The organism is Picosynechococcus sp. NKBG15041c (assembly GCF_055380235.1).
In genome coordinates this window covers 55,407-75,560 of record NZ_AP040363.1, presented here as the reverse complement: position 1 = coordinate 75,560, position 20,154 = coordinate 55,407, and the positions used below count along the sequence as shown (strand labels likewise).

The 20,154-nt window shown below is 49.6% G+C and carries 14 protein-coding genes; 8 read left to right on the top strand and 6 right to left on the bottom strand.

The annotated features are described in order from the left end of the window. Window positions 1–79: 79 nt before the first annotated feature. Window positions 80–2,671, bottom strand: a complete 2,592-nt coding sequence (locus ACZ45B_RS00325) for an EAL domain-containing protein (RefSeq protein WP_029681745.1) — start codon at window positions 2,669–2,671, stop codon at window positions 80–82. A 299-nt stretch (window positions 2,672–2,970) separates the two neighbouring features. Then, window positions 2,971–3,928, bottom strand: a protein-coding gene (locus tag ACZ45B_RS00320; protein WP_236612557.1) for an IS630 family transposase whose coding sequence is annotated in 2 segments (ribosomal slippage) — window positions 2,971–3,583 and window positions 3,582–3,928 — 960 coding nt in all. Because the reading frame shifts where the segments join, the coding sequence is not laid out codon by codon here. A 190-nt stretch (window positions 3,929–4,118) separates the two neighbouring features. Between ACZ45B_RS00320 and mscL the strand changes: the two genes are divergently transcribed. Next, window positions 4,119–4,556: a large conductance mechanosensitive channel protein MscL gene (mscL, locus tag ACZ45B_RS00315; protein ID WP_024546878.1), complete on the top strand. Its 438-nt coding sequence runs from the start codon at window positions 4,119–4,121 to the stop codon at window positions 4,554–4,556. 84 nt (window positions 4,557–4,640) lie between these two features. On the opposite strand, the gene cdf31 is transcribed toward mscL, so the two are convergent. After that, complete coding sequence (gene cdf31, locus ACZ45B_RS00310) at window positions 4,641–5,594, bottom strand: CDF family zinc efflux transporter Cdf31 (RefSeq protein WP_029681987.1); 954 nt, start codon at window positions 5,592–5,594, stop codon at window positions 4,641–4,643. A 55-nt stretch (window positions 5,595–5,649) separates the two neighbouring features. Next, complete coding sequence (locus ACZ45B_RS00305) at window positions 5,650–7,695, bottom strand: thioredoxin domain-containing protein (RefSeq protein ID WP_024546880.1); 2,046 nt, start codon at window positions 7,693–7,695, stop codon at window positions 5,650–5,652. Window positions 7,696–7,834: 139 nt separating this feature from the next. Between ACZ45B_RS00305 and ACZ45B_RS00300 the strand changes: the two genes are divergently transcribed. From ACZ45B_RS00300 to ACZ45B_RS00290, 3 genes are all read left to right on the top strand, one after another. Continuing rightward, window positions 7,835–8,989: a TonB family protein gene (locus tag ACZ45B_RS00300; RefSeq protein ID WP_024546881.1), complete on the top strand. Its 1,155-nt coding sequence runs from the start codon at window positions 7,835–7,837 to the stop codon at window positions 8,987–8,989. A 21-nt stretch (window positions 8,990–9,010) separates the two neighbouring features. Further along, the gene (locus tag ACZ45B_RS00295; RefSeq protein WP_051352970.1) at window positions 9,011–11,455 is read left to right on the top strand and encodes an endonuclease MutS2; all 2,445 of its coding nucleotides are present in this window, start codon (window positions 9,011–9,013) and stop codon (window positions 11,453–11,455) included. A 63-nt stretch (window positions 11,456–11,518) separates the two neighbouring features. Next, window positions 11,519–11,992 (top strand): phosphate-starvation-inducible PsiE family protein, encoded by a 474-nt coding sequence (locus tag ACZ45B_RS00290; protein WP_024546883.1) that lies wholly within the window; start codon window positions 11,519–11,521, stop codon window positions 11,990–11,992. A 116-nt stretch (window positions 11,993–12,108) separates the two neighbouring features. Here the strand turns inward: ACZ45B_RS00290 and ACZ45B_RS00285 are convergent, their stop codons facing one another. Next, window positions 12,109–12,894: a hypothetical protein gene (locus tag ACZ45B_RS00285; protein WP_096415692.1), complete on the bottom strand. Its 786-nt coding sequence runs from the start codon at window positions 12,892–12,894 to the stop codon at window positions 12,109–12,111. A gap of 105 nt (window positions 12,895–12,999) precedes the next feature. On the opposite strand from ACZ45B_RS00285, the gene murG reads away from it, so the two are divergent. After that, window positions 13,000–14,061 carry an undecaprenyldiphospho-muramoylpentapeptide beta-N-acetylglucosaminyltransferase gene (gene murG, locus ACZ45B_RS00280; RefSeq protein ID WP_024546885.1) on the top strand — a complete coding sequence of 354 codons (1,062 nt, stop codon included), beginning with the start codon at window positions 13,000–13,002 and terminating at the stop codon, window positions 14,059–14,061. Here the strand turns inward: murG and ACZ45B_RS00275 are convergent. Continuing rightward, window positions 14,045–15,877 carry a protein phosphatase 2C domain-containing protein gene (locus tag ACZ45B_RS00275; protein WP_024546886.1) on the bottom strand — a complete coding sequence of 611 codons (1,833 nt, stop codon included), beginning with the start codon at window positions 15,875–15,877 and terminating at the stop codon, window positions 14,045–14,047. The two genes, murG and ACZ45B_RS00275, sit on opposite strands and share 17 nt — an antisense overlap. Window positions 15,878–16,022: 145 nt before the next feature. On the opposite strand from ACZ45B_RS00275, the gene ACZ45B_RS00270 reads away from it, so the two are divergent. The 3 genes from ACZ45B_RS00270 (at window position 16,023) to hemH (ending at window position 20,091) form a co-directional block, all read left to right on the top strand. Further along, window positions 16,023–16,460, top strand: a complete 438-nt coding sequence (locus ACZ45B_RS00270; RefSeq protein ID WP_024546887.1) for an NfeD family protein — start codon at window positions 16,023–16,025, stop codon at window positions 16,458–16,460. 138 nt (window positions 16,461–16,598) lie between these two features. Next, a complete protein-coding gene (locus ACZ45B_RS00265; protein WP_024546888.1) occupies window positions 16,599–18,782 on the top strand; it encodes a putative bifunctional diguanylate cyclase/phosphodiesterase in 2,184 nt (727 codons plus the stop codon). Window positions 18,783–18,930: 148 nt separating this feature from the next. Then, window positions 18,931–20,091, top strand: coding sequence for a ferrochelatase (gene hemH / locus ACZ45B_RS00260; protein WP_024546889.1), 1,161 nt, complete (start codon window positions 18,931–18,933; stop codon window positions 20,089–20,091). Window positions 20,092–20,154: the final 63 nt, after the last annotated feature.

Sequence of the window (20,154 nt, the reverse complement as noted above, 5' to 3'; positions counted from 1 at the left end):
CCACTTTCGGCAGACCCTGTCCAAAAGGTGCGTCCCTAAAATCACCGGTGCTATCAATATTTCAAATATTAAGATAGCGCTATATTTTTGATAGCTTAATAAAGCTTTCTTGTAAAAGTGAAGTGGCCTGTTCTAAAGAAACGGGCCGAGAAAATAGATACCCCTGCCCAAATTGACAATCTTGATTCTTGAGCCAATGGTATTGCTGTTCCGTTTCGATGCCTTCAGCCACTGTTTGAATGCCAATGGAACGCGAGAGCGCTAAAATCGATTCGGCAATGGCTTTGTTGCGATCGCTCAATTCTGAAATATTGACAAAACTACGGTCGATTTTTAGAGAATCAATGGGGAGTTGGTGCAGATAGCTCAAACAAGAATACCCCGTCCCAAAATCATCAACACTGATAAATACGCCCTTCGTTCGCACTTGACTTAAAAGATGACAGGTCATGTCCACATTGCGAATTAGCATACTTTCTGTAATTTCTAAGCCCAAGGTATTCCCCCGGAGAGGATAACGCTCTAATAATTCATCAAGCGTCAACAATAAAGATTCTTGGAGCTGTTTGACAGATAAATTAACATGCACCTTAACGGGGCAATTAAACTTTGCTTGCCAAGCTGATAACTGTTGACAGGCAGTATCTAAAATCCATTCTCCTAAAGGAACAATGAGACCGGTTTCTTCGGCAATTTCAATAAATTCGTAGGGAGAGAGTAAGCCTCGCTGGGGATGCTGCCACCGAATCAAGGCTTCAAAGCCAGCAATGGTTTGTTGGTGGAGGTTAATAATCGGCTGATAAAACAAGACAAATTGTTTTTGCTCAATCGCCACTCTGATTTCTCGTTCTAATTGCAGGCGTTTCATGGCCTGGAGATGCATCTGAGGATCAAAAATGGCATATTGCCCTTTACCATTTTGCTTAGCACGGTACATGGCAATGTCGGCATCCCGTAGGAGATCCTGGGCCGAATCATGGCGAGAATCCCCAAGGATAATGCCAATACTTGTACTCATAAATACTTCATAGTTGGCAATTTCGAGGGGCGCTTTAAGGGCGGCGAGGATTCGATTGGCAATATGCACAGCGTCTTCTACACCACTGATTTCCTCTAGGAGAATCACAAATTCGTCTCCTCCGAGGCGCGCTGCTAGATCGGTTTCTCGAATAAAATCTTTGAGTAAATGGGCGATCGCCATCAATAGTTCATCACCGACCAAGTGCCCGAGGCTATCGTTGACCACCTTGAAATTATCCAGGTCAAAAAAGAGGACTGCAAACTGATGGGCGTCATAGCGCTTGTGGCGTTTGAGCGCTAAACTCAGCCGTTCTGTCAGCAAATTACGGTTAGCGAGACTTGTCAGGCGGTCATGGAGCGAATCATGCTTGAGTTGTTGTTCCATTTTGATCCGCGCTGAAATATCGGTAATTGTTGCCACATGACCCTGTACTTCACCTTTACTATCCAGCTCGGCCATCCCCTGACCATAGACCCAAAGAATTGACCCATCTAGGCGCTGAAATCGGTATTCCAAGGCGAATAATTCTTTGTGTTCAATGCATTTCAGCCATTGTTGGCGCACTTGATAAATATCGTCTGGGTGAACCTGTTGTAGCCATCCTTTATTGAGGACTTGTTCTGTTTCCACTCCCAGTAATTTGCAATAGTAATCATTAACATAAACACACTCATGGTTGAGGTTTGTACGCAAAATTCCCACCGGTGCTGTATTCGCTAAACTGGCATATCGATGCTGGCTATCTACTAACTTTGCTTCGATCTGATTGCGGCGGATAATTTCTTTTCTTAAGCTATAATTGCGCAGAATAAGCCAACCCAAAACCACAAAAGGCAAATAAATCAAAAGACTAAATAATAGGTTTTGAAAAGTGATCCAGTTAAATTTTGCAGGGGGCTCGAGCCACTGGGTGATCGCCTGATAGTAGACAGAGTCAGGCTCCTGGAGAAGGCGACTCATCTGTTGGTCTATGGCCGGAATAAGCTGTTTGGGGTCTCCCTTAGGGACAACGAAGTGTAATCGAGCTGGATTAAAAAGAATATCTGTTTTAATGACTTGATAATCGGGGCTAAATTTATTCCCAAAAAAATTATTGACGACCACCGCATCCACTGCACCTGCTTCTAGTTGCCCAAACATTTCGGGATAGCTATTAATCCCCACCAACTCCGGTTGAATACCATAGGATTTAATTCTTTCTTGCAGCACTTCCTGTTGAATGCCGGCGGCAAGTAAGCCGACCTTTTTTTGATCTAAGTCTAAAATATTTTCTAATCGGACACCACGACGGCTATAGACCTGAGACCAACTGGCTAAAACAATGACCGTATTAAAATCAAACTGCTCGTTACGGTTATCTGAATAGGCCACATCCACCATCAGATCTAGCTCTCCCTGCTCTACCTGCTGAAGGCACTGCTCCCATTCACAGGGCACATAGGTGATCCCCCAGTTCTCTGCCCGACCAATCTCATTGGTAATATCAACCCAAAAACCCCGGGGGCGATCGCCTGCATCCAGAAAAACCTTCGGATCATTCTGATAGACGCCCACTGTGACGGTCTGGGCGGGTTGATTTTGGGCGATCGCCCCGCTGCCAGAGACCACTACGGCAAGACCTAAAGCCAAAGACATAGTATATTTGTTCATTAAAATTGTCGGCGTTGGCTACGGGGAAGAATTGTTTAAGTATAGTCGCAATAAAAAATTAACGGCAATGTCAATGGCTACTTTTGATACATTGCCCAAAGAAACAAGAAGATTGGCTTTTTAGTCACAAAAGATACATCGATAAAATCCGACCCTTTAGTCGTCAAACAATCAATAGCTATAAAAAATGATTACTCTGTTCAGTTTATATGTTGAAATTTATCAGCCACCGGTAAATCATGATAGTTTCTTTGGCCAAAAAAACATAAAGCTCACTTAATTTTCTTTTACAGCGTTTTCTATTCTTCTGAGGTACAGTAACAGCAATGGGTGAACCACCCTCTGATATCTTCAGGTGTCACCCTTGCAAATCCTTCATCAATCGCCTCTGATAGCTCCTCATAGCTGCCCACTGTTCTGCGCTTCATGATGTTTTTGACCTTTGACCAACAGTTCTCAATGGGAGAAAAATCTGGTGAGTAGGGCGGTAAGTAGATAAGTTTTGCTCCCACTGCCTCAATGGACTCTCTCACCATCTCTCCCAGATGAATCGAACAGTTATCCATCATCACACAGGCCCCTGCCCATAACTGCGGCACCAATTTCTGGTAAATGAACGCCTCAAAAGTTACCCTATCTGTCGCTCCGATTAAGCTGCTGTGGGCGATTATCCCCTGCAAGCCCAATGCTCCTACCAGTGAGACATTTTTTCCTTTTTTGCTTGGCTTACTACTGTAGGCCCGCTTCCCCTTCTCTGCCCTTGCTCTTGTTGTTCTCATTGCGAGATTAATGCCTGATTCATCGATGAATATCAGGTCTTGGGCCAAAATCTGCCTTACTTTCTCCCAAAACTCGACTCTGGCCTGTTGCACTCTGTCTGTCGCCTTGACGTCAGGATAAAAGGTTTTTTTTAAGGCTAAAATTCATCTGCTTCAATGTCTTATGCATGGTGGTGATGCTTACCCGGATGCCAATCTCGGCTTCTAGTTGTGCACATAGTTGGGCCAGAGTCGCATCATTGTTGGCTTTCACCAAAGCGGCCAGAACCTTTCGGTGTTCTTCATTGAGTTTAGGGGGAATCTGCCCCCGACGAAATTGTGGACGGATAGACCCAGTATCACGTCGTTGTTTGAGGAGTTTTTGGACAAAACTAGTAGCGACACCGAACTGCTTGGCGAGACCACGTTGGGAGATATCCCCCCGGTCATAGGCATCAACAATTTTCTGTCTGAGGTCTATGGAGTAGGCTTTAGGCAATGGTTGTTCTTGTTTAATCTGATTTACTCACACACACGACATTGTACCTCGACCATCACAAAAATGCTGTAAGGTTTGATTTGAGAGCTTGATTCAATTCGGGCTATTATTTATCCTAGAGAAGCAATGAATATTTTTGAATATTCTGCGACTTTACGGTTTTTTAAAATAGGATTGAGGTATTTAATACATGGCTAAAAAAAGTAGCTTTTGGAGTGACTTCCAAGCCTTTATCATGAGGGGGAATGTGATTGATTTGGCGGTGGCCGTCATTATTGGTGGTGCCTTTGGCCAAATCATTAATTCTTTGGTAGCAGATATCATTACTCCTGTGCTGTTGCAACCAGCCCTTAATGCAGCAAACTTAGATGCTTTGAGTGAGCTCTCCTTCAATGGGATTAAATATGGCGTCTTCCTAGCAGCTGTCATCAATTTTTTGGTGATTGCCTTTGCTATTTTTCTCTTAATTCGCGCCCTCGAAAAAGTACAACGTCGGCTGAGCCGAGCGAAAGCCATGGAAGAATTAGACACACCTGCCCCTGAGCCAGATGCCGCAGTTGTTGCCCAAGAAAAACTCACGGCTGCCCTGGAACGTCTTGCCGATCTCATGGAGAATCGACCCCAATAGCTTTCTGCTTCACATTCGTTGGCAAAGACCATAACGCAAAAGCAATTTATTTTTTCTGCAACCCCCGATCGCCTTGGGGTTTTTTTATGGGTGGGATGATGAGGTGCCATCAAAGCCAATGTGGGCTGATTCGTAAGCTTTGGGTTCGATATGGACAGTCACCCGAGCCGGGGCAAAAACAGCTTCGAGATGCTTTTCTACTTGTTCGCTGATGGCATGGGCGGTGGCCACATCTTCGGCGATCGCCACGAGGTGCATTTCAATAAAAACTTGTCTCCCCAACAGCCCCCGGGAGGCGATGTCATGGCAATTTAAGACACCAGGCACGGTCATTACCTGTTTATGGATCGCTTCGGGGGCGATCGCCATCTCATCTACCAGCCAGGGCAAATTATCAGTCAAAACTTCCCACGCACTCCGAAAAACCAAGGCCGCCACTGGAAACGCCAAAAACACATCGAGCCATTGGAGCTGCGGGATATCCCAGACCCTTGCTTGCCAGATACCCAAAAGCCCAAATAGCACCAAAATCGTTACCCATACGTCACTCATGGTGTGTTTCGCATCGGCCAGGAGAATCGCGCTCCCCACCCGCTGACCAACGTTACGCTCATAGAAGGTGACGAAAATATTGATCCCCAGCACAACTACAAGCCAACTTAATTCCCCTAAGCCAATGGTGATCTCCCCTTGGCCTTCGATCAATTTGGCGATCGCCCCTTTAAGAATCTCAAAACAAGCAATCCCCAGGAACATCCCAATCCCCAAGGCGCCGATCGCCTCAAACTTCTGGTGGCCGTAGGGATGATCTCGGTCTGGGGTAGGCGAAGAAAATCGATTGGCAAACAGCCCCAGAATATTATTCGCACTGTCCGTGAAGCTATGGAGCGCATCGGCTTGGAGACTTAGGGAACCCGTCAAAAAACCAATGGTCGCCTTGAGGCCCATCACCAGCAGATTTAGCCAGAGAGTCAACCACAGTACACGCCGCACTTCCTGGCGATTATCTTGGGGCAAATGATGATGGGGGTCGTGCATAGCAGAATCCGAAATGGGAGATTGTTTAAAATGACTCAGGGAATTTACATGATGCTTACAATCGATTGAGACTCGTCTGTATTTGAGTCATTAATTGAGCTTCAGTTTGGCAGGGTTCTAGACAATTCAATCCTTGACAAACTAGGGCAATACTCCCGGCTGGTAATGCCAATGTGGGTTTCAGGACAACTGTATTTAACGACATTTGGGTCAGGGGTAAGAGTCTTTCATGGGGAGCTTTTACCACGGTGCCATGGAGATACCAATCGAGGGCGGATACCAGGGTCGGCACTTGTTGGGGAGAGGTCTCCAAAATCGCACCAAAGGCCTTTAGGATTTGCGTTGCTTTTTCTAAGTAAATTGTATTTTCAGTCAGCAAAAAAAGACGCATTAAATTACAGGCAGCGGCCCCATTGGCGGCAGGGGTAGCGTTGTCTTGGTAGCTCCGCTCTTGGATGAGTAATTCTGGGCTATGGGGATTATTGAAATAGCCTTTCGTCTCCGTTGCCCAAAAGTTTTCATCAAAGGCTGTCTGGAGGGCGATCGCCTTTTCTACCCAAATCATTTCTGAGGAGCGATTCGTTTGCAGATCTAGGAGTGCTTTAATCAAAAAAGCATAATCTTCCGCCTGGGCTGCACCATCTGGAGCATCACCGAAGTTAAGTCGATAGAGTTGGTTATTTTGCCATTGATTTTCTAAGATGAAATTAGCGCCATTAACCGCCAAATCCCAGGCTTTTTCCATCTTCAGCACCCCATAGATTCGCGCCAGACCTGAAATCATCAGACTGTTCCAAGCAACGATCATTTTTGTATCGGTCACCGCAGGAATACGTCCCGGCCAGGGAACCGACTTGACCTCTTGGTTGTTCTGGGCCGGGGGAAAATTTGTCAGTTGATCTCTGGGACTGCCATAGCGTGCTAAAAATAGGCGATCGAGAATGGCTCGGATATTTTCTGAGAGTTCTTCGGAATGTCGGCGTTTTAGAACAATCTTTCCTTCAAAATTGCCGTCTGGGGCAATAAAAAAAGTCTCACTGAGCTCTGTGAATTGATCGGCGGTCAGCTGGGCTTGCAACTCATCATAGTCCCAAACATAAAAAGCCCCCTCTTCCGGCTCTGGATGGGTCAACTCTAAAAAGCTGTCTGCATCCTGGGCGGCGTAAAAATAGCCTGCGGGAGCTGTCATTTCCCTGGCTAACCAAGCTACAGTTCCTTCTAAAGCTGTCTTGAAAGCGGGTTCTGTGACCCCCTGGGCCCAGAGGTTGGCGAGAAATTCTGTGATTTGCCCATTGTCATAGAGCATTTTTTCAAAGTGGGGCACTGTCCAATGGGGATCAACGGTGTAGCGATGGAAGCCACCGCCTACATGGTCATAGATGCCCCCCAGGGCTAAATCTAGGCCCCGCTTGGTGCTTACGTCTAAACCATGGTGCTTATCTTGGGCAGTGAGGCGACTACCCTGTAAGGCGATCGCCCCGTAGGGAATCATCGGAAAACTAGGGCCAGCATCCTGCCGTGCCACCACCGCTGTACAACGCTCCAACCCTTGTTGTAGTAGACCGCCATCGAGTGTCACTGCTCCTGGAGGCAACTGAGCAGAACGACTGAGTACCGTAAAAATTTCTGATTTGATCTCCTGAAGTTTCTCTGGTTCCTCATCAAAAAAGCGCCGAATTGACGTTAGCACATCAAGAAAACCCGGACGATTATACCGGGGTTGCAGCGGAAAATAAGTGCCCCCATAGAAAGGCTGTAAATCATCCGGCGTCAGGAAAATATTCAGCGGCCATCCTCCCTGGCCAGTCATCAACTGCAAAGCCTGCATATAGATACTGTCAATGTCTGGTCTTTCTTCCCGGTCTACTTTAATCGGTAAAAAATATTGATTGAGATAGGCAGCAATTTCCGGATTCGAAAAAGCTTCCCCTTCCATCACCGTGCACCAGTGACAAGAGGAATAACCAATGGACAAAAAAATCGGCTTATTTTCAGCTTTGGCCTGGGCTAGGGCCTCATCACACCAATACCACCAATTGATCGGGTTCTCTGCATGCTTACGGAGATAGAGACTTTTGGTTTGGGCCAAACGATTTGCCATGAAACTTTCTACCAGGGAAAAGGTCGTTAAGGGCATTCTAGCGGACGCATCCCGACCCAAATTTTATGGGGGGATCCGCTAGAATCGAACAGCAATGTTTTTTAATATTTAGCCTTTTTTCTAGGTTAACCCCAGATCCATGCTAGACAAAAGCCTCTACAATCCCACAGAGCAGTTTCTCCAGACATTTCAGAAATTGGGCAACTATGGACGTCGTCCCCAGGGAATCGCGGTGTTGGGGTCGATCGCCTTGCATGGATTAGCGGCCCTGACGATTCCCTTTTGGGCTACCTCTGACCCCACCGAAGAAAGCACCGAGGTCCAAGCGGTTGTCCCTGTGATGGAACTTTCCCCGGAGGTACAAAATCGCCTACCGACCATGGCTCCCCCTCTGGATTTGTCAATTTTTGAGACAAATCCGGGGTTTGATTTGAATATGTCGGCTCTCAATGGCCAGGCGATCGCCCCTGACCCCAATAGCCTCAGTCTGCTGCCCACCCCCATGAGTCCTAATTTCGGCCAAAGTAATTTTTCTTTTGTGCCGATTAGTCCTCCCCCCATTGCCAGCAGCTATTCCGGGTTTACGCCCCCACCGCCCCCCCGGAATATGAGCTTTTTACCGCCGCCCCCCCCTTTAGAAGCGGTGCGTCCCAGTGAGTCTTTGCCCAGCCTCTCGATTCCAGGCGAGGTAAATGGTGCACCACCAGCTTCGACAGAAAGCAATGGTAGTCAGCAGCAGTTAACCATTACGCCCCGGTCAAATAACGCTGACTTGATCCAACGGCAACGACAGCTAGAAGCAGAAGCGGCGATCGCCACCCGCCCCCGTAATAATGCCCCAGAAAATGGCAATGACGTGCGTTTTGATGCCGAGTTACTCCGCTCCCAAGAACTCCGTGGAGACAGTGACACGGCTCCGACCCCACCCCAGATGGCGCGCAATAGTGCAACGGTAAGCCGCACCTTATCGGGGAACTATCCCCGGAATGCCTGTAGTAGTCAAGCCAGTGGCACCGCCACCTACACCGTTGTAGTGAACAGTAACGGTGCTCCCTCCCAGGTGAATTTAGCCCAGAGTTCTGGCAGTAATGTCCTCGACGGCCAAGCGGCCCAGGATATCCGTAACGCCCGCTTCGATGGGAACAACATTAACTATCGAGTCAGCGTTAATTATCGCTATGAGCCTGCTTTTTGTGCGGCTTTTAGCCCTCCCCCAGCTTCCCCTGCTAATCCGCCCGCACCGCCAGCACCACCCGCCATCGAGCCTGCCAATCCTGATGCATCGGAGGATTGATCTTTAATTTGTGTAAAGGGAATGTCAAAATGTAACTCTCGCAGTATTTCCCACGAATTGCCCTTGACCCAGATCCAAGCCGAAACCCTCAAGCTCCTCGAATGGTCGCGCCTTTGTCAGCATCTATCGACCTTTGCTGCCACAAAATTAGGGGCGATCGCCGCCCAGCAACTTGTATTTCCCCAGAGCCAAGCAGAAAGTGAAGTGCTTTTGGCCCAAACGGTGGAGATGCAAGCCTTGGATGGGGCGGTGGACAATGGGGTTTCCTTTGAGGGCATTGGCGATATTAGCGAATCTTTAGAACGAGCAGCGGTGGGTGGGCTGATCGCGGGGAAAGATTTATTGCTTATTGCAACCACTCTGGCCGGGGTAAGACGCCTGCGTCGCCTGGTGGAAAATACAGAATTAGATCTACCCCAATTGACTCATCTGGTGGAACAGCTGCGCACCTACCCAGAACTGGAGCAAGAAATCCACCACTGCATCGATGATCGGGGTGATGTGACTGACCGGGCCAGTCCGAAACTGGAAGGGATTCGCGTCAAGATCAAAGGGGCCAGGGAGCAAATCTATCAAACCCTCCAGCGGATTATGCAGCGCCACAGCAGTTCGATCCAGGAGGCAGTGATTACCCAACGGGGCGATCGCTTTGTTTTGCCCGTTAAAGCGGGCCAAAAGGAACAAATTCCTGGCGTTGTTCACGATATCTCTAGTACTGGCTCGACCCTCTACATTGAACCCAAGGCGATCGTCGAAGTAGGTAATCGCCTCCGTCAAGCGCTCAAACAGGAAGGACGAGAGGTTGAAATTGTCCTGCGCCAGTTAACAGAGAAAGTGGCGGCTGTGGGGGAAGATTTAGAAAAACTTTTGGCGATCGCCACCACCCTTGACCTAGCCTTGGCCCGGATGCGCTATGGTGTCTGGCTTAACGGCCATCCCCCAAAGTTTGTCAGCCCCGAGCAACCAACCATTCTGCGTAACTTGCGCCATCCCCTGCTGATTTGGCAGGAAAAACAAGAAGAAAGCTTAGAGGTGGTGCCGATCAATGTACAAATTCGTCCTGATATCCGGGTGGTGGCGATCACCGGGCCGAATACAGGGGGAAAAACTGTCACCCTCAAAACCCTCGGCATGGCCGCTTTGATGGCAAAAGTGGGCCTATTTATTCCGGCGATCGCCCCGGTAGAAATCCCCTGGTTTGACCAAGTTTTAGCCGATATCGGTGACGAACAATCTCTGCAGCAAAGTTTATCGACTTTTTCTGGACATATTCGCCGGGTTGGACGCATTATCGAGGCTTTGCAACCAGAAGATCAAACCAATCTCGTTCTCCTCGATGAAGTGGGGGCCGGTACCGACCCTACCGAAGGCAGTGCCCTGGCGATCGCCCTGTTGAAATACCTCGCCGATCATACCCAGCTGACGATCGCCACCACCCACTATGGGGAACTCAAAGCCCTCAAATATGAGGATGAGCGCTTTGAAAATGCCTCCGTCGAATTTGATGAATATTCCCTGCGGCCCACCTATAAGCTCCTCTGGGGTATTCCGGGCCGCTCTAATGCCCTGGCGATCGCCCAACGGTTGGGGCTAGATCCTGCAATTGTCGAGAGTGCCCAAAATCTGCTGGGGAATGCAAATACCAATGTCAACGATGTAATTGCCGCCCTAGAAGCCCAACGGCGAGACCAAGAGCAAAAAGCCAAGGAAGCAGAAGCCCTCCTCAAGCAGACCGAACGTTTTTACACAGAAGTTTCTGCGAAAGCCGCCGATCTCCAACGCCGGGAAGCAGAATTGAAACTCGCCCAGGATCAACAGGTGCAGGCGGCGATCGCCGAGGCAAAATCTGAAATCGCCCAGGTGATCCGCACCCTCCAAAAAGGCAAGCCCACCGCTCAAAAAGCCCAAGCCGCCACCCAAGCCCTGGGGGATATTGCCGAAACCAAACTCGCCAAAACCACCCCAAAAAAACCAGGCTACCAACCACAATTAGGGGAAAAAATTCGCATCTCGCGCCTGGGACAAACTGCCGAAGTGATCGAACTCGATGCAGACAGCAAAACCCTCGTCGCCCGCTTTGGCATTATGAAAATGTCCTTGGACTGGACGGAAATCGAATCGCTCCAGGGGCAAAAAGTAGAAGTAGAACCCAAGGCCAAAGTACCTAAAAAACAAGCGCCACCCCCAGCAAAAACCCCAGAAACAGTTACTGTGCGCACCGCCAACAATACCGTTGATATTCGGGGTCAACGGATTCACCAGGCCGAAAGTCAACTCGAACAGGCGATCGCCACAGCCACCGCCGCCGGCGCCCATGTGCTTTGGATTATCCATGGCAAAGGGACCGGAAAGCTTCGGGAAGGAGTCCATGAATTTCTGAAATACCATCCCCAAATCCAAAAATTCACCCTTGCTGATCAGAAGGAAGGCGGAGCTGGCGTTACCCTCGCCTATTTTTCCCATTAACCCCTCGTACTAGAATGTTTGCTGGGGAACAGACCGCCCAATCATTCCGGCCCCAGGGAACCCATGCACAATCTATTTAAGCGCTACGAAAGGTTGATGATTCAGGTGCTCCTGACGATGATGGCGATCGCCATTGGGTTGGCAACCCTGGACTTCGGTTGGGTGCTTTTTCAAAGTATTTTGGCACCACCACGATTACTTATCGAGGGAGAACAGCTGCTAGAAATCTTTAGCCTCTTTATGCTGATCATCATCGGCATCGAGCTACTAGAAAGCATTATTAATACCTACCTCACCAAGGGGCGCCCCCATTTTGAAGTGGTACTCTCGGTGGCGATTATTGCGATCGCCCGCAAGGTAATTATTCTGGATATCAAAACCACCGATAGTTTGAGTTTATTTGGCATTGCAGCCATTATTTTATCCCTGACAGTGGGCTATTACTTCATGAAGCAAAGTCATCCCGACGACGCCCCCCCATCCGAACCAGACCGCGATGTGGCCCCTTTACCCCCTAGACAACAAAAACACCGATGACAGATCATTTGCCATGGGTTGTGAATAACTGGCCGAAGACCTCCATAAGCCCTAAAAGTAAAAAATCTCCCAATAAGGGAGATTGCAGCGAGGCAAATAATCATAGCTGGCTCAAATTAGTTGCCCTGAACCTTGACCCGGTTAGTCGTCAAGACCATGCCATCACTGCGCACAACAATGGCGGAGTACCACATATCACCAGGGTCTGCGGGGGCGACCACCCGTTTAAAGATTCCCCCAGCAGGGAGAAGATCTAATTCAAAGGCGCCCGGATCGCTGTAGGTTGTGCCAGTAATCGTTTCTTCAAGGGCACCACCAAGTAAAATTTCATCGCCTAGAGGATCTTGAACAATCACATCGAAGCCAAAGTCTGCTTCTGGGGCCACGGTTTCTGGGATCACGACCTGCACAACTGGGGGATTATCACCACTGGTCAGGGTTGAAGCTTCTGAGAGGATCTCTTGGCTGATCATTTGGCCCCCTTGGAAGGTTTGTTGGGCACGGATGGTGCTGTTGTAATCGATCCAGCGACCTGCTTCGCGCTTGACCCCTTGGATTTGGGTTTCAGTTTCAGCGGTGAGGCGATCGTCCGTTTGATCCCAACTGAGGAGTCTTGTGTTGTAGGTGAGCCGTGGATAATCTTCCCAAAGCTGTGTCACCAGGGTCTGAAATTCGCCCTTCGCCAAACCATCACTATGGCTAAAGTTTTCACTGTAGAAGGTCATGAGCTGATCGAGTTGCTGGCCGTTGGCCGCCTGGTCAATCTCGGCCAGGAGAGTCGTCAGATCTGCCGGAGCTGTTGTTGGCGGACGGGCTTCGGTGCGTAGACCATAACCGAGGGTGAACATTCCTGTGGCGATCGCCAAACTAAAAAACCGTTTTAAAAAGTGCCCATAACCCATAAATTCTCTTTACTCCTTAAGAATCGGCAGAATCGGCCCCGTTTCCTTCCGTTAAGCAGACCATGTAATCTATTCTAGAACCTGAGACGAAAAACAACTGAAATTGTGGCAAAGGCAGTAACCCGAATTCTCATGGCCGCCAGTGGCACTGGAGGGCATCTCTTTCCGGCCCTGGCGGTGGCTAAACAATTAACTGACTGTGACATCGAGTGGCTGGGAACCCCCGATCGCCTCGAAACTGATCTTGTCCCAGGGGAATATCATCGCCATACAGTGACGGCGAAGGGGCTCCAAGGTAAACCTTTACAAAAACTAAAAAATGGCCTGCAACTGCTAGCCTCCGTGTTCCAGACCCACAAAATTTTGGGCGATCGCCGCATTGATCTTGTTTTTACCACTGGGGGCTACATTGCGGCACCAGCAATCCTGGCGGCCCGTTGGCGCCGGATTCCGGTCATTCTTCACGAGTCCAACGTCCTCCCCGGTAAAGTAACCCGTTTTCTGGGGAAATACGCAACGGCGGTGGTGATTGGCTTCCAAGAATCGGCCCAGTACCTCCCCAAAGCTAGAACCCTTCACCTCGGGACCCCTGTCCGACCAGAATTTCTGACCCCCCAAGCCCTTGACCTAAATTTACCTGGCGATCGCCCTTTAATTTTGGTGATGGGGGGCTCCCAGGGGGCCGTAGGCATCAATCAGTTGGTGCGCCAATGTGCCGTTGATTGGATTGCGGCAGGGGCGGTCATTGTGCATATCACGGGGAAAAATGACCCTGATGTAGCGCAGTTCCAAGATCCCCATTACTTCCCTTTGCCCTTTACCGACAAAATTGCGGCCCTACTCCAGCGGGCAAGTGTGGTCGTTAGTCGCTCCGGTGCCAGTGCCTTAACAGAATTAACGATTACAAAAACCGCTGCTATTTTGATTCCCTACCCCTACGCAGCGGAAGATCACCAAACGATCAATGCCCAGGTTTTTGTCAAACACCAGGCAGGGCTCTTAGCCCCCCAAAAAGACCTAACACCAGAACGACTGTCAGAGATGGTTTTAGACCTGCTGCGCCATCCAGCAAAACGGGAGGCGATCGCCGCCAATGCCGCGACCTTGGGGATCCCCCAAAGTGCCAAACAAATTGCTGATTTTCTGCGCACTACGTTGAGCTTGTAGGTTGTCCCGGGGTTGTTTCTGGCGGCGGGGTCTCGCGATTTAACAGCCAGCTCAAGCCAAGGGCCACTAAAACGAAGAAGACGAGCGCGATCACCAAACCCCCAATAACCAAGGTGAGTTGGGAGGGGCCGTTTTGCTTTTCACTAGATGTTGGGCTGAGCTCTACTTCTTGATCCACTGGATCTATGTCTGGATTTGTTTCTGGCTCTTCTGGCGCAAAATCAGGGGGCAATAACTCCGGGGCGAACTCACTGAGGGCAGGGAGATCTGCTATTTCTGGGACCTCATCTAGGGCATCCATCGTAAAGCGATAAAAGGCAACCACTGCCGTAATATTGTCATCTTGCTGCTGGGCGATCGCCTGGTTCATCAAAGTCTGGAGCATGGTGCCAGGGGGCAAGTGACCCTGGATAATCACCGGCGCAAAGGTTTGCCAGTGACGCTCTAAAAAACGCTGGTCACTGAGACCATCAGAGCAAACCACCAGAACCCCATCTTCGGCGAAGACAAAACGACGAATGACCGGGTGGAGGCGATCGCCTGTCTTTGTTCCCAGAGCTTCGGTGAGGGCCATGTGGTCTGGGCGTAGGCGGGCTTGGCGATATACCGCGCGGCCAGCCTGGACTTCCCGGGCCACCACATCATCATCCACCGTTAAACAGATACATTGACTTTGAGTTAGCCAATAGGCGCGACTATCCCCCACCTGGGCAATATAAAGTTCATGGCTATGGCGGTCTTGCCTTTCTCCCTGACTGAGCCTTTGGGGAAGTTGCAGAGCCAAAGTGAGGGTTGTGGCGAGGCGATCGCCCCCGGTGCGTCCTTCGCGATCATTACGATCGGCGATCATGTTGTTAGTGATGCGGATATAGGCGGCTAACTGCTGCGCAATCACTGCTGGCTCAAGGATCGTATCTGCATCAAATATTCCTTGGAAAAACCCTGTCAGTTGTAATTTCAGCGATTGAACCGCCAATTGACTCGCCACTTCCCCCTGGGCATGGCCTTCAACCCCATCACAGACAATGAGTAAATGATCGCTCAAATCGAGCAGAGCACTGGGTGGCGCCGCAAGATCTTGGGTTGTTGGGTAGTGGGAATCCTGATTGAGGGGAGGATTTTTTCCCCGGTCTGTGGCAGAGGCGATCGCCATTTGGAGTTGATGTTGGCTCGACTGCGCCAAAAGTAGCTCATTAAGGCGCCCTAAAATCGTTTCCCGGTCTCCATCGGGCTGCCCAAGATCTTCAAAAATAGCCCCTAAAGGCTCCTGGATACTGGGATGGCTCTGGGGTAAAAGCGATCGCCACTGGGTTACCACCGCTGCCAAAGTCGCAGGCTTATCTGCAGGATCTTCCACAAGTTCCATGAGCCGGATTCGCCAACCATCTACCCGGATATTCTCCAATGGTAAAAGGCTCGTCCCCAGGGCCACCGCTGCCAAATCTTCCCACAGCTCAGTCATTTGCCACAGCCAGCTCAACTGTTGTAAGGGAGAAGCCTTTTCCCACAGCGCCCCGAGGGCCGGGAGTAGCTCCCCGTGGTCATTGATTGGCAGATTATCTAGTAATAAAATATCCCCCTCTGGCAAGGAAAGCACATCATACACCCGGGGTAAATGGAGTTGACGCGGATAGAGTTTGCCATATTTTTGGGCCAGGATATTGGTGAGCTCAGTGCAGGCAGGCGGCGCTTCAGGCTTAGTATCTTGCCAAATTTGCGGGGCGACGACCCAATAGCGATCGCCCACGAGGTCTGCCCCCTGAAACGTGAGCGCGAGGGAACCTGATGCTCGGAGATAAGGAAGAGAAATAGTCATAAGCTTAACAAAACACTACAGCATGCAGACAACCCAGACCCAGTCGTCAAGTTATGATGAGGGCAGCGGTTACCATCACAACCCAAAGGCGGCTATCCTCGCTTGAATTATATTGTGAAAAATCCCCCCATTTGAGTTTCGGTACATGGTCAATCCTCTACTTATTTGGCTGATCATTGGGGCGTTACTTTGCTCCCTCGAGTTTATTTTTCCCACGGCCTTCATGGAATTTATGCTCGGGATGGGTGCGATGGCTGTGGCTGTGATTATCTATTTCATCCCGAGCCTCGATCCGAACTTCCAAATTCTACTGTGGCTGATTTTTTCGAGTGTCGCCATTCTCGTCTCCCGTCGCTTTTTTACGCCAAAAACAACCGTCCGTACCCTGAGTGATGCCGCCGAAGCTGAAACAATCACGGCGATCGCCCCCGGCCAACCAGGTCGTATTCTCTATGAAGGCAGCTCCTGGCGCGCCCGCTGCGCCGATGAAACTATGGCGATCGACGCCCAAGAAACTGTTTATGTCGTACGCCGAGAAGGTACGACCCTCATTGTGATGCCCCGTCACTGCCTCGAACCCTAAGTGGACAAGAAATCCCATTCTTCCCTTTGAAACCAGCACTATAATTCAAGACAATCCTTGAATAAATATTTCAATGATTGTTCTCTAGGAAGTTGCTAGCAGTTTTCGGCATATTTTTCTCCTCCTCCCTCCTCCCCTATGTTTCAGTCGCTTGTCGCGTTGTATACTGCTCTCGCTTTAACGGGCATTATCTATGTCCTAATCCGCTATGACAAGCAAGTGCCCCTACGAGATTGGGATTACCGTTGGATCACGGTGGGCTGCATTTTATTAGCCCTAGGGCGCTGGTCTGCTTTTTTGCAGATTCCACAGTATCTCGACCTCCGGTGGCAGCCCCTGGCAGAAGTCTGGCGTCTGGGCGAATTATGGGTCGGCCAAGGTCTAGGTACATTTTTGGTGAGTCTTGGAATTTTGCGATGGCTACCAATGCTTGTGACCCTCAAACAGGTAGAAGGAGAACTGCGCTATTCTCAAAATTCCCTGCAGTTACACAATCGTTTTTTGGCCCTGGCCCATGCCCTGACCCAGCGATTACATGGTTCCCTAGAAGTTCGGGATATCGTGCGGGAGACCGTTGCAACCCTAGGACAACATTATCCAGAAATCTGCATTGGTTTTTATCTATTGGAAGGGGAAAGCTTTCACGATGGCCCCCTTAAGCTTCAAGATCACTATGGTTTTTCCCCAGAACATTGTGCTGTCCTTAGGCAAGTTACCGTAGAAAATCGGCTCTTTCGTCACATTCTTAAGGAAGGCGTACTCCAGATTCTAGACACCGAACAATGGGCACATTGTTGGGGAGAAGAAAATCCTCAAACGGCTTTTCTCCGGGAAGGGTTTAAGGTTTTGGCAATGCCTTTGGTTTTTCATCGACAAACCTTTGGTTTAGTTTTGATGCTCTTCCAGGAGGATCGGTTTTTGGAATCCTACGAAATCGATACCCTCCGGGCTTTGGGACAATCGATTTCGGTGGCGATCGCCAACGCCCATCATTTTAAAGAACTCCGCTACCAGGCCCGCTACGACAGCCTCACCACCATCGGCAACCGCAACCTTTTCCATGACACAATCCAAGAATGGCTGCATACCCCGGCCCTCGGGTATGAATTAATTATCATCATGCTCATTGACCTTGATCGCTTCAAAGATCTGAACGATACCCTAGGTCACAAACTCGGAAATACATTTTTACAACAGATCGCCCTACGGCTACTTTCAGCCCTCAGCCCCTACCAAGGCATTGTCTGTCGTTTAGGGGGAGACGAATTTGCCGTAGCTTGCCCGATGGTTCAGAGTGAGCGAGAACAAGCCTGTAAACACGCCATAGAATTAGCGGGTGTACTCCAGGCAGCGATTCAGCAACCCTTCGTCACTGGGGGGAATGTCATTCACATCACAGCAAGTCTCGGGATTGCAATGTTTCCCGAGCATGGTACTGATAGCCATGCTGCTCTCCGGAGTGCTGAAGTTGCCATGTATGCCGCAAAACAAAAGCGCACCACCTATGAGATTTATCACGAAGATATCGACCATTACACCCCCCGGCGCTTGGCTATTCTCTCAAGCTTGGGCAAACCCAGCGCCCGGAAACAGTTCTTCTTGTGCTACCAACCCAAGTGTGACCTACGGCAAAAAAGGCTCATTGGGGTTGAAGCCTTAGCCCGCTGGCACCATCCCACCTTTGGTCTAATTTCCCCGGCAGAATTCGTTCCTTTAGCCGAACAAAGTGACGCAATCCACACTCTCACCTACTGGATTTGGGAAGAAGCGTTTCAACAAAAACAAATCTGGCAAAAGCAGGGCCTTGATTTAACGATCGCCCTCAACTTATCTGCCTGTAGCCTTTTAGACCCGAACTGCCTCACAACCTTTGAAACCCTCCTCCAGGAATATGAAATTATTCCCGAGCAGATCGAACTAGAAATTACTGAAACCGCCCTGATGAGCGATCCCCGCGCTGCCCTCGAACTATTGCAATGCTTCGCGAATTTGGGCGTTCATCTTTCGATCGATGATTTTGGCACAGGTTACTCTTCCTTGAGCTATCTCCAGCGTTTTCCAGTGCACGCCTTAAAAATTGACCAATCTTTCGTAGTGGATATGTTGAGTGACGAACAGAGCTTGGTCATCGTAAGATCAACCATCAACCTTGCCCACAGTCTTGGTCTAGAGGTCGTTGCGGAGGGGGTCGAAAATCAAGCGATCCTTAATCTATTGAAAGAAATGGGCTGTGATATTGCCCAGGGATATTTCCTCGGACGTCCCCAACGGGCCGAGCAGATCGAATGGCTGTCTTCGGAAGGCCTCAAACAGGTAATTTAGAAAACTGTGCCCAAAGCTGAAAAATAAACCGAAGAAATGTAAATTTTTTCGACTTTCTGGTAGCCACCATGACAGGCACACCGTCCCAGAAGGATATATTGTTACAATAGCTTAAAGAAAATACCAGTAAATTAAATTTGTATCAGCTATGGGTCGTGTTGGGGTCTTATTACTTAACCTAGGTGGGCCAGACAAATTAGAGGATGTCCGTCCTTTTCTCTTTAATTTGTTTGCAGACCCCGAGATCATCCGTTTACCGGCACCATGGATGCAAAAGCCGCTTGCCTGGCTTATTTCGACCTTGCGAGCTGGTAAATCCCAAGAAAATTACAAAGAAATTGGCGGCGGTTCTCCCCTCCGGCAAATCACTGAGGCCCAAGGTGCAGCCCTCGCCCAAAAACTGGCGGACTGGGGCAAAGAAGTAAAAATTTATGTCGGCATGCGCTATTGGCACCCCTTCACGGAGGAGGCGATCGCCGAAATTAAACAAGACAACCTCGATCACCTCGTTGTCCTTCCCCTCTATCCCCAATTTTCTATCAGTACCAGTGGTTCTAGTTTTCGCGTCCTCGAAGAAATGTGGCGCACTGACAAAGACCTCAGCCAACTGAACTACACCCTCATTCCCTCCTGGTATGACCATCCCCAGTACATCAGCGCGATGGTAGATCTGATTCGCCAAGAACTCGATCAATTCGAGCACCCCGACCAGGCCCATATTTTCTTTAGTGCCCATGGCGTCCCCCAGAGCTATGTGAAAGAGGCAGGCGACCCTTATCAACGGGAAATCGAAGAATGTACCCGCTTGATTATGGAAGCCCTCGGCCGCCCCAATGACTATACCCTCGCCTACCAAAGTCGCGTCGGCCCGGTGGAATGGCTCCAGCCCTACACTGAAGATTCTCTCATTGCCCTAGGAGAAAAGGGCGTTAAAGACTTAGTCGTGATCCCCATTAGCTTCGTTTCTGAGCATATCGAGACCCTCCAGGAAATTGACATTGAGTACCGGGAAGTGGCCGAAGAAGCGGGCATCGAGAATTTTCGCCGCGTCCCTGCCCTCAATACTCACCCGCTCTTTATTGAATCCCTTGCTCACTTGGTAACGGATTCCCTAGAGCAGCAGCCCCGCACCTTTGCCCAGGTGACCCACCCGAAGGAAAACATGAAGATGTATCCCCAAGAACTTTCCTGGGGCTTGAATACCAGCGCCGAAGTGCTCAATGGGCGTCTGGCAATGATTGGCTTTTTAGCGCTGTTGCTGGAGCTAATTAGTGGCCAAGGCCCCCTCCACTTTGTGGGTATCATGTAGACCCTGGCCTGATTTGAGACATTGAGCTCTCCCTAAGTCTCCCTTTGAAAAGGGGGACTTATT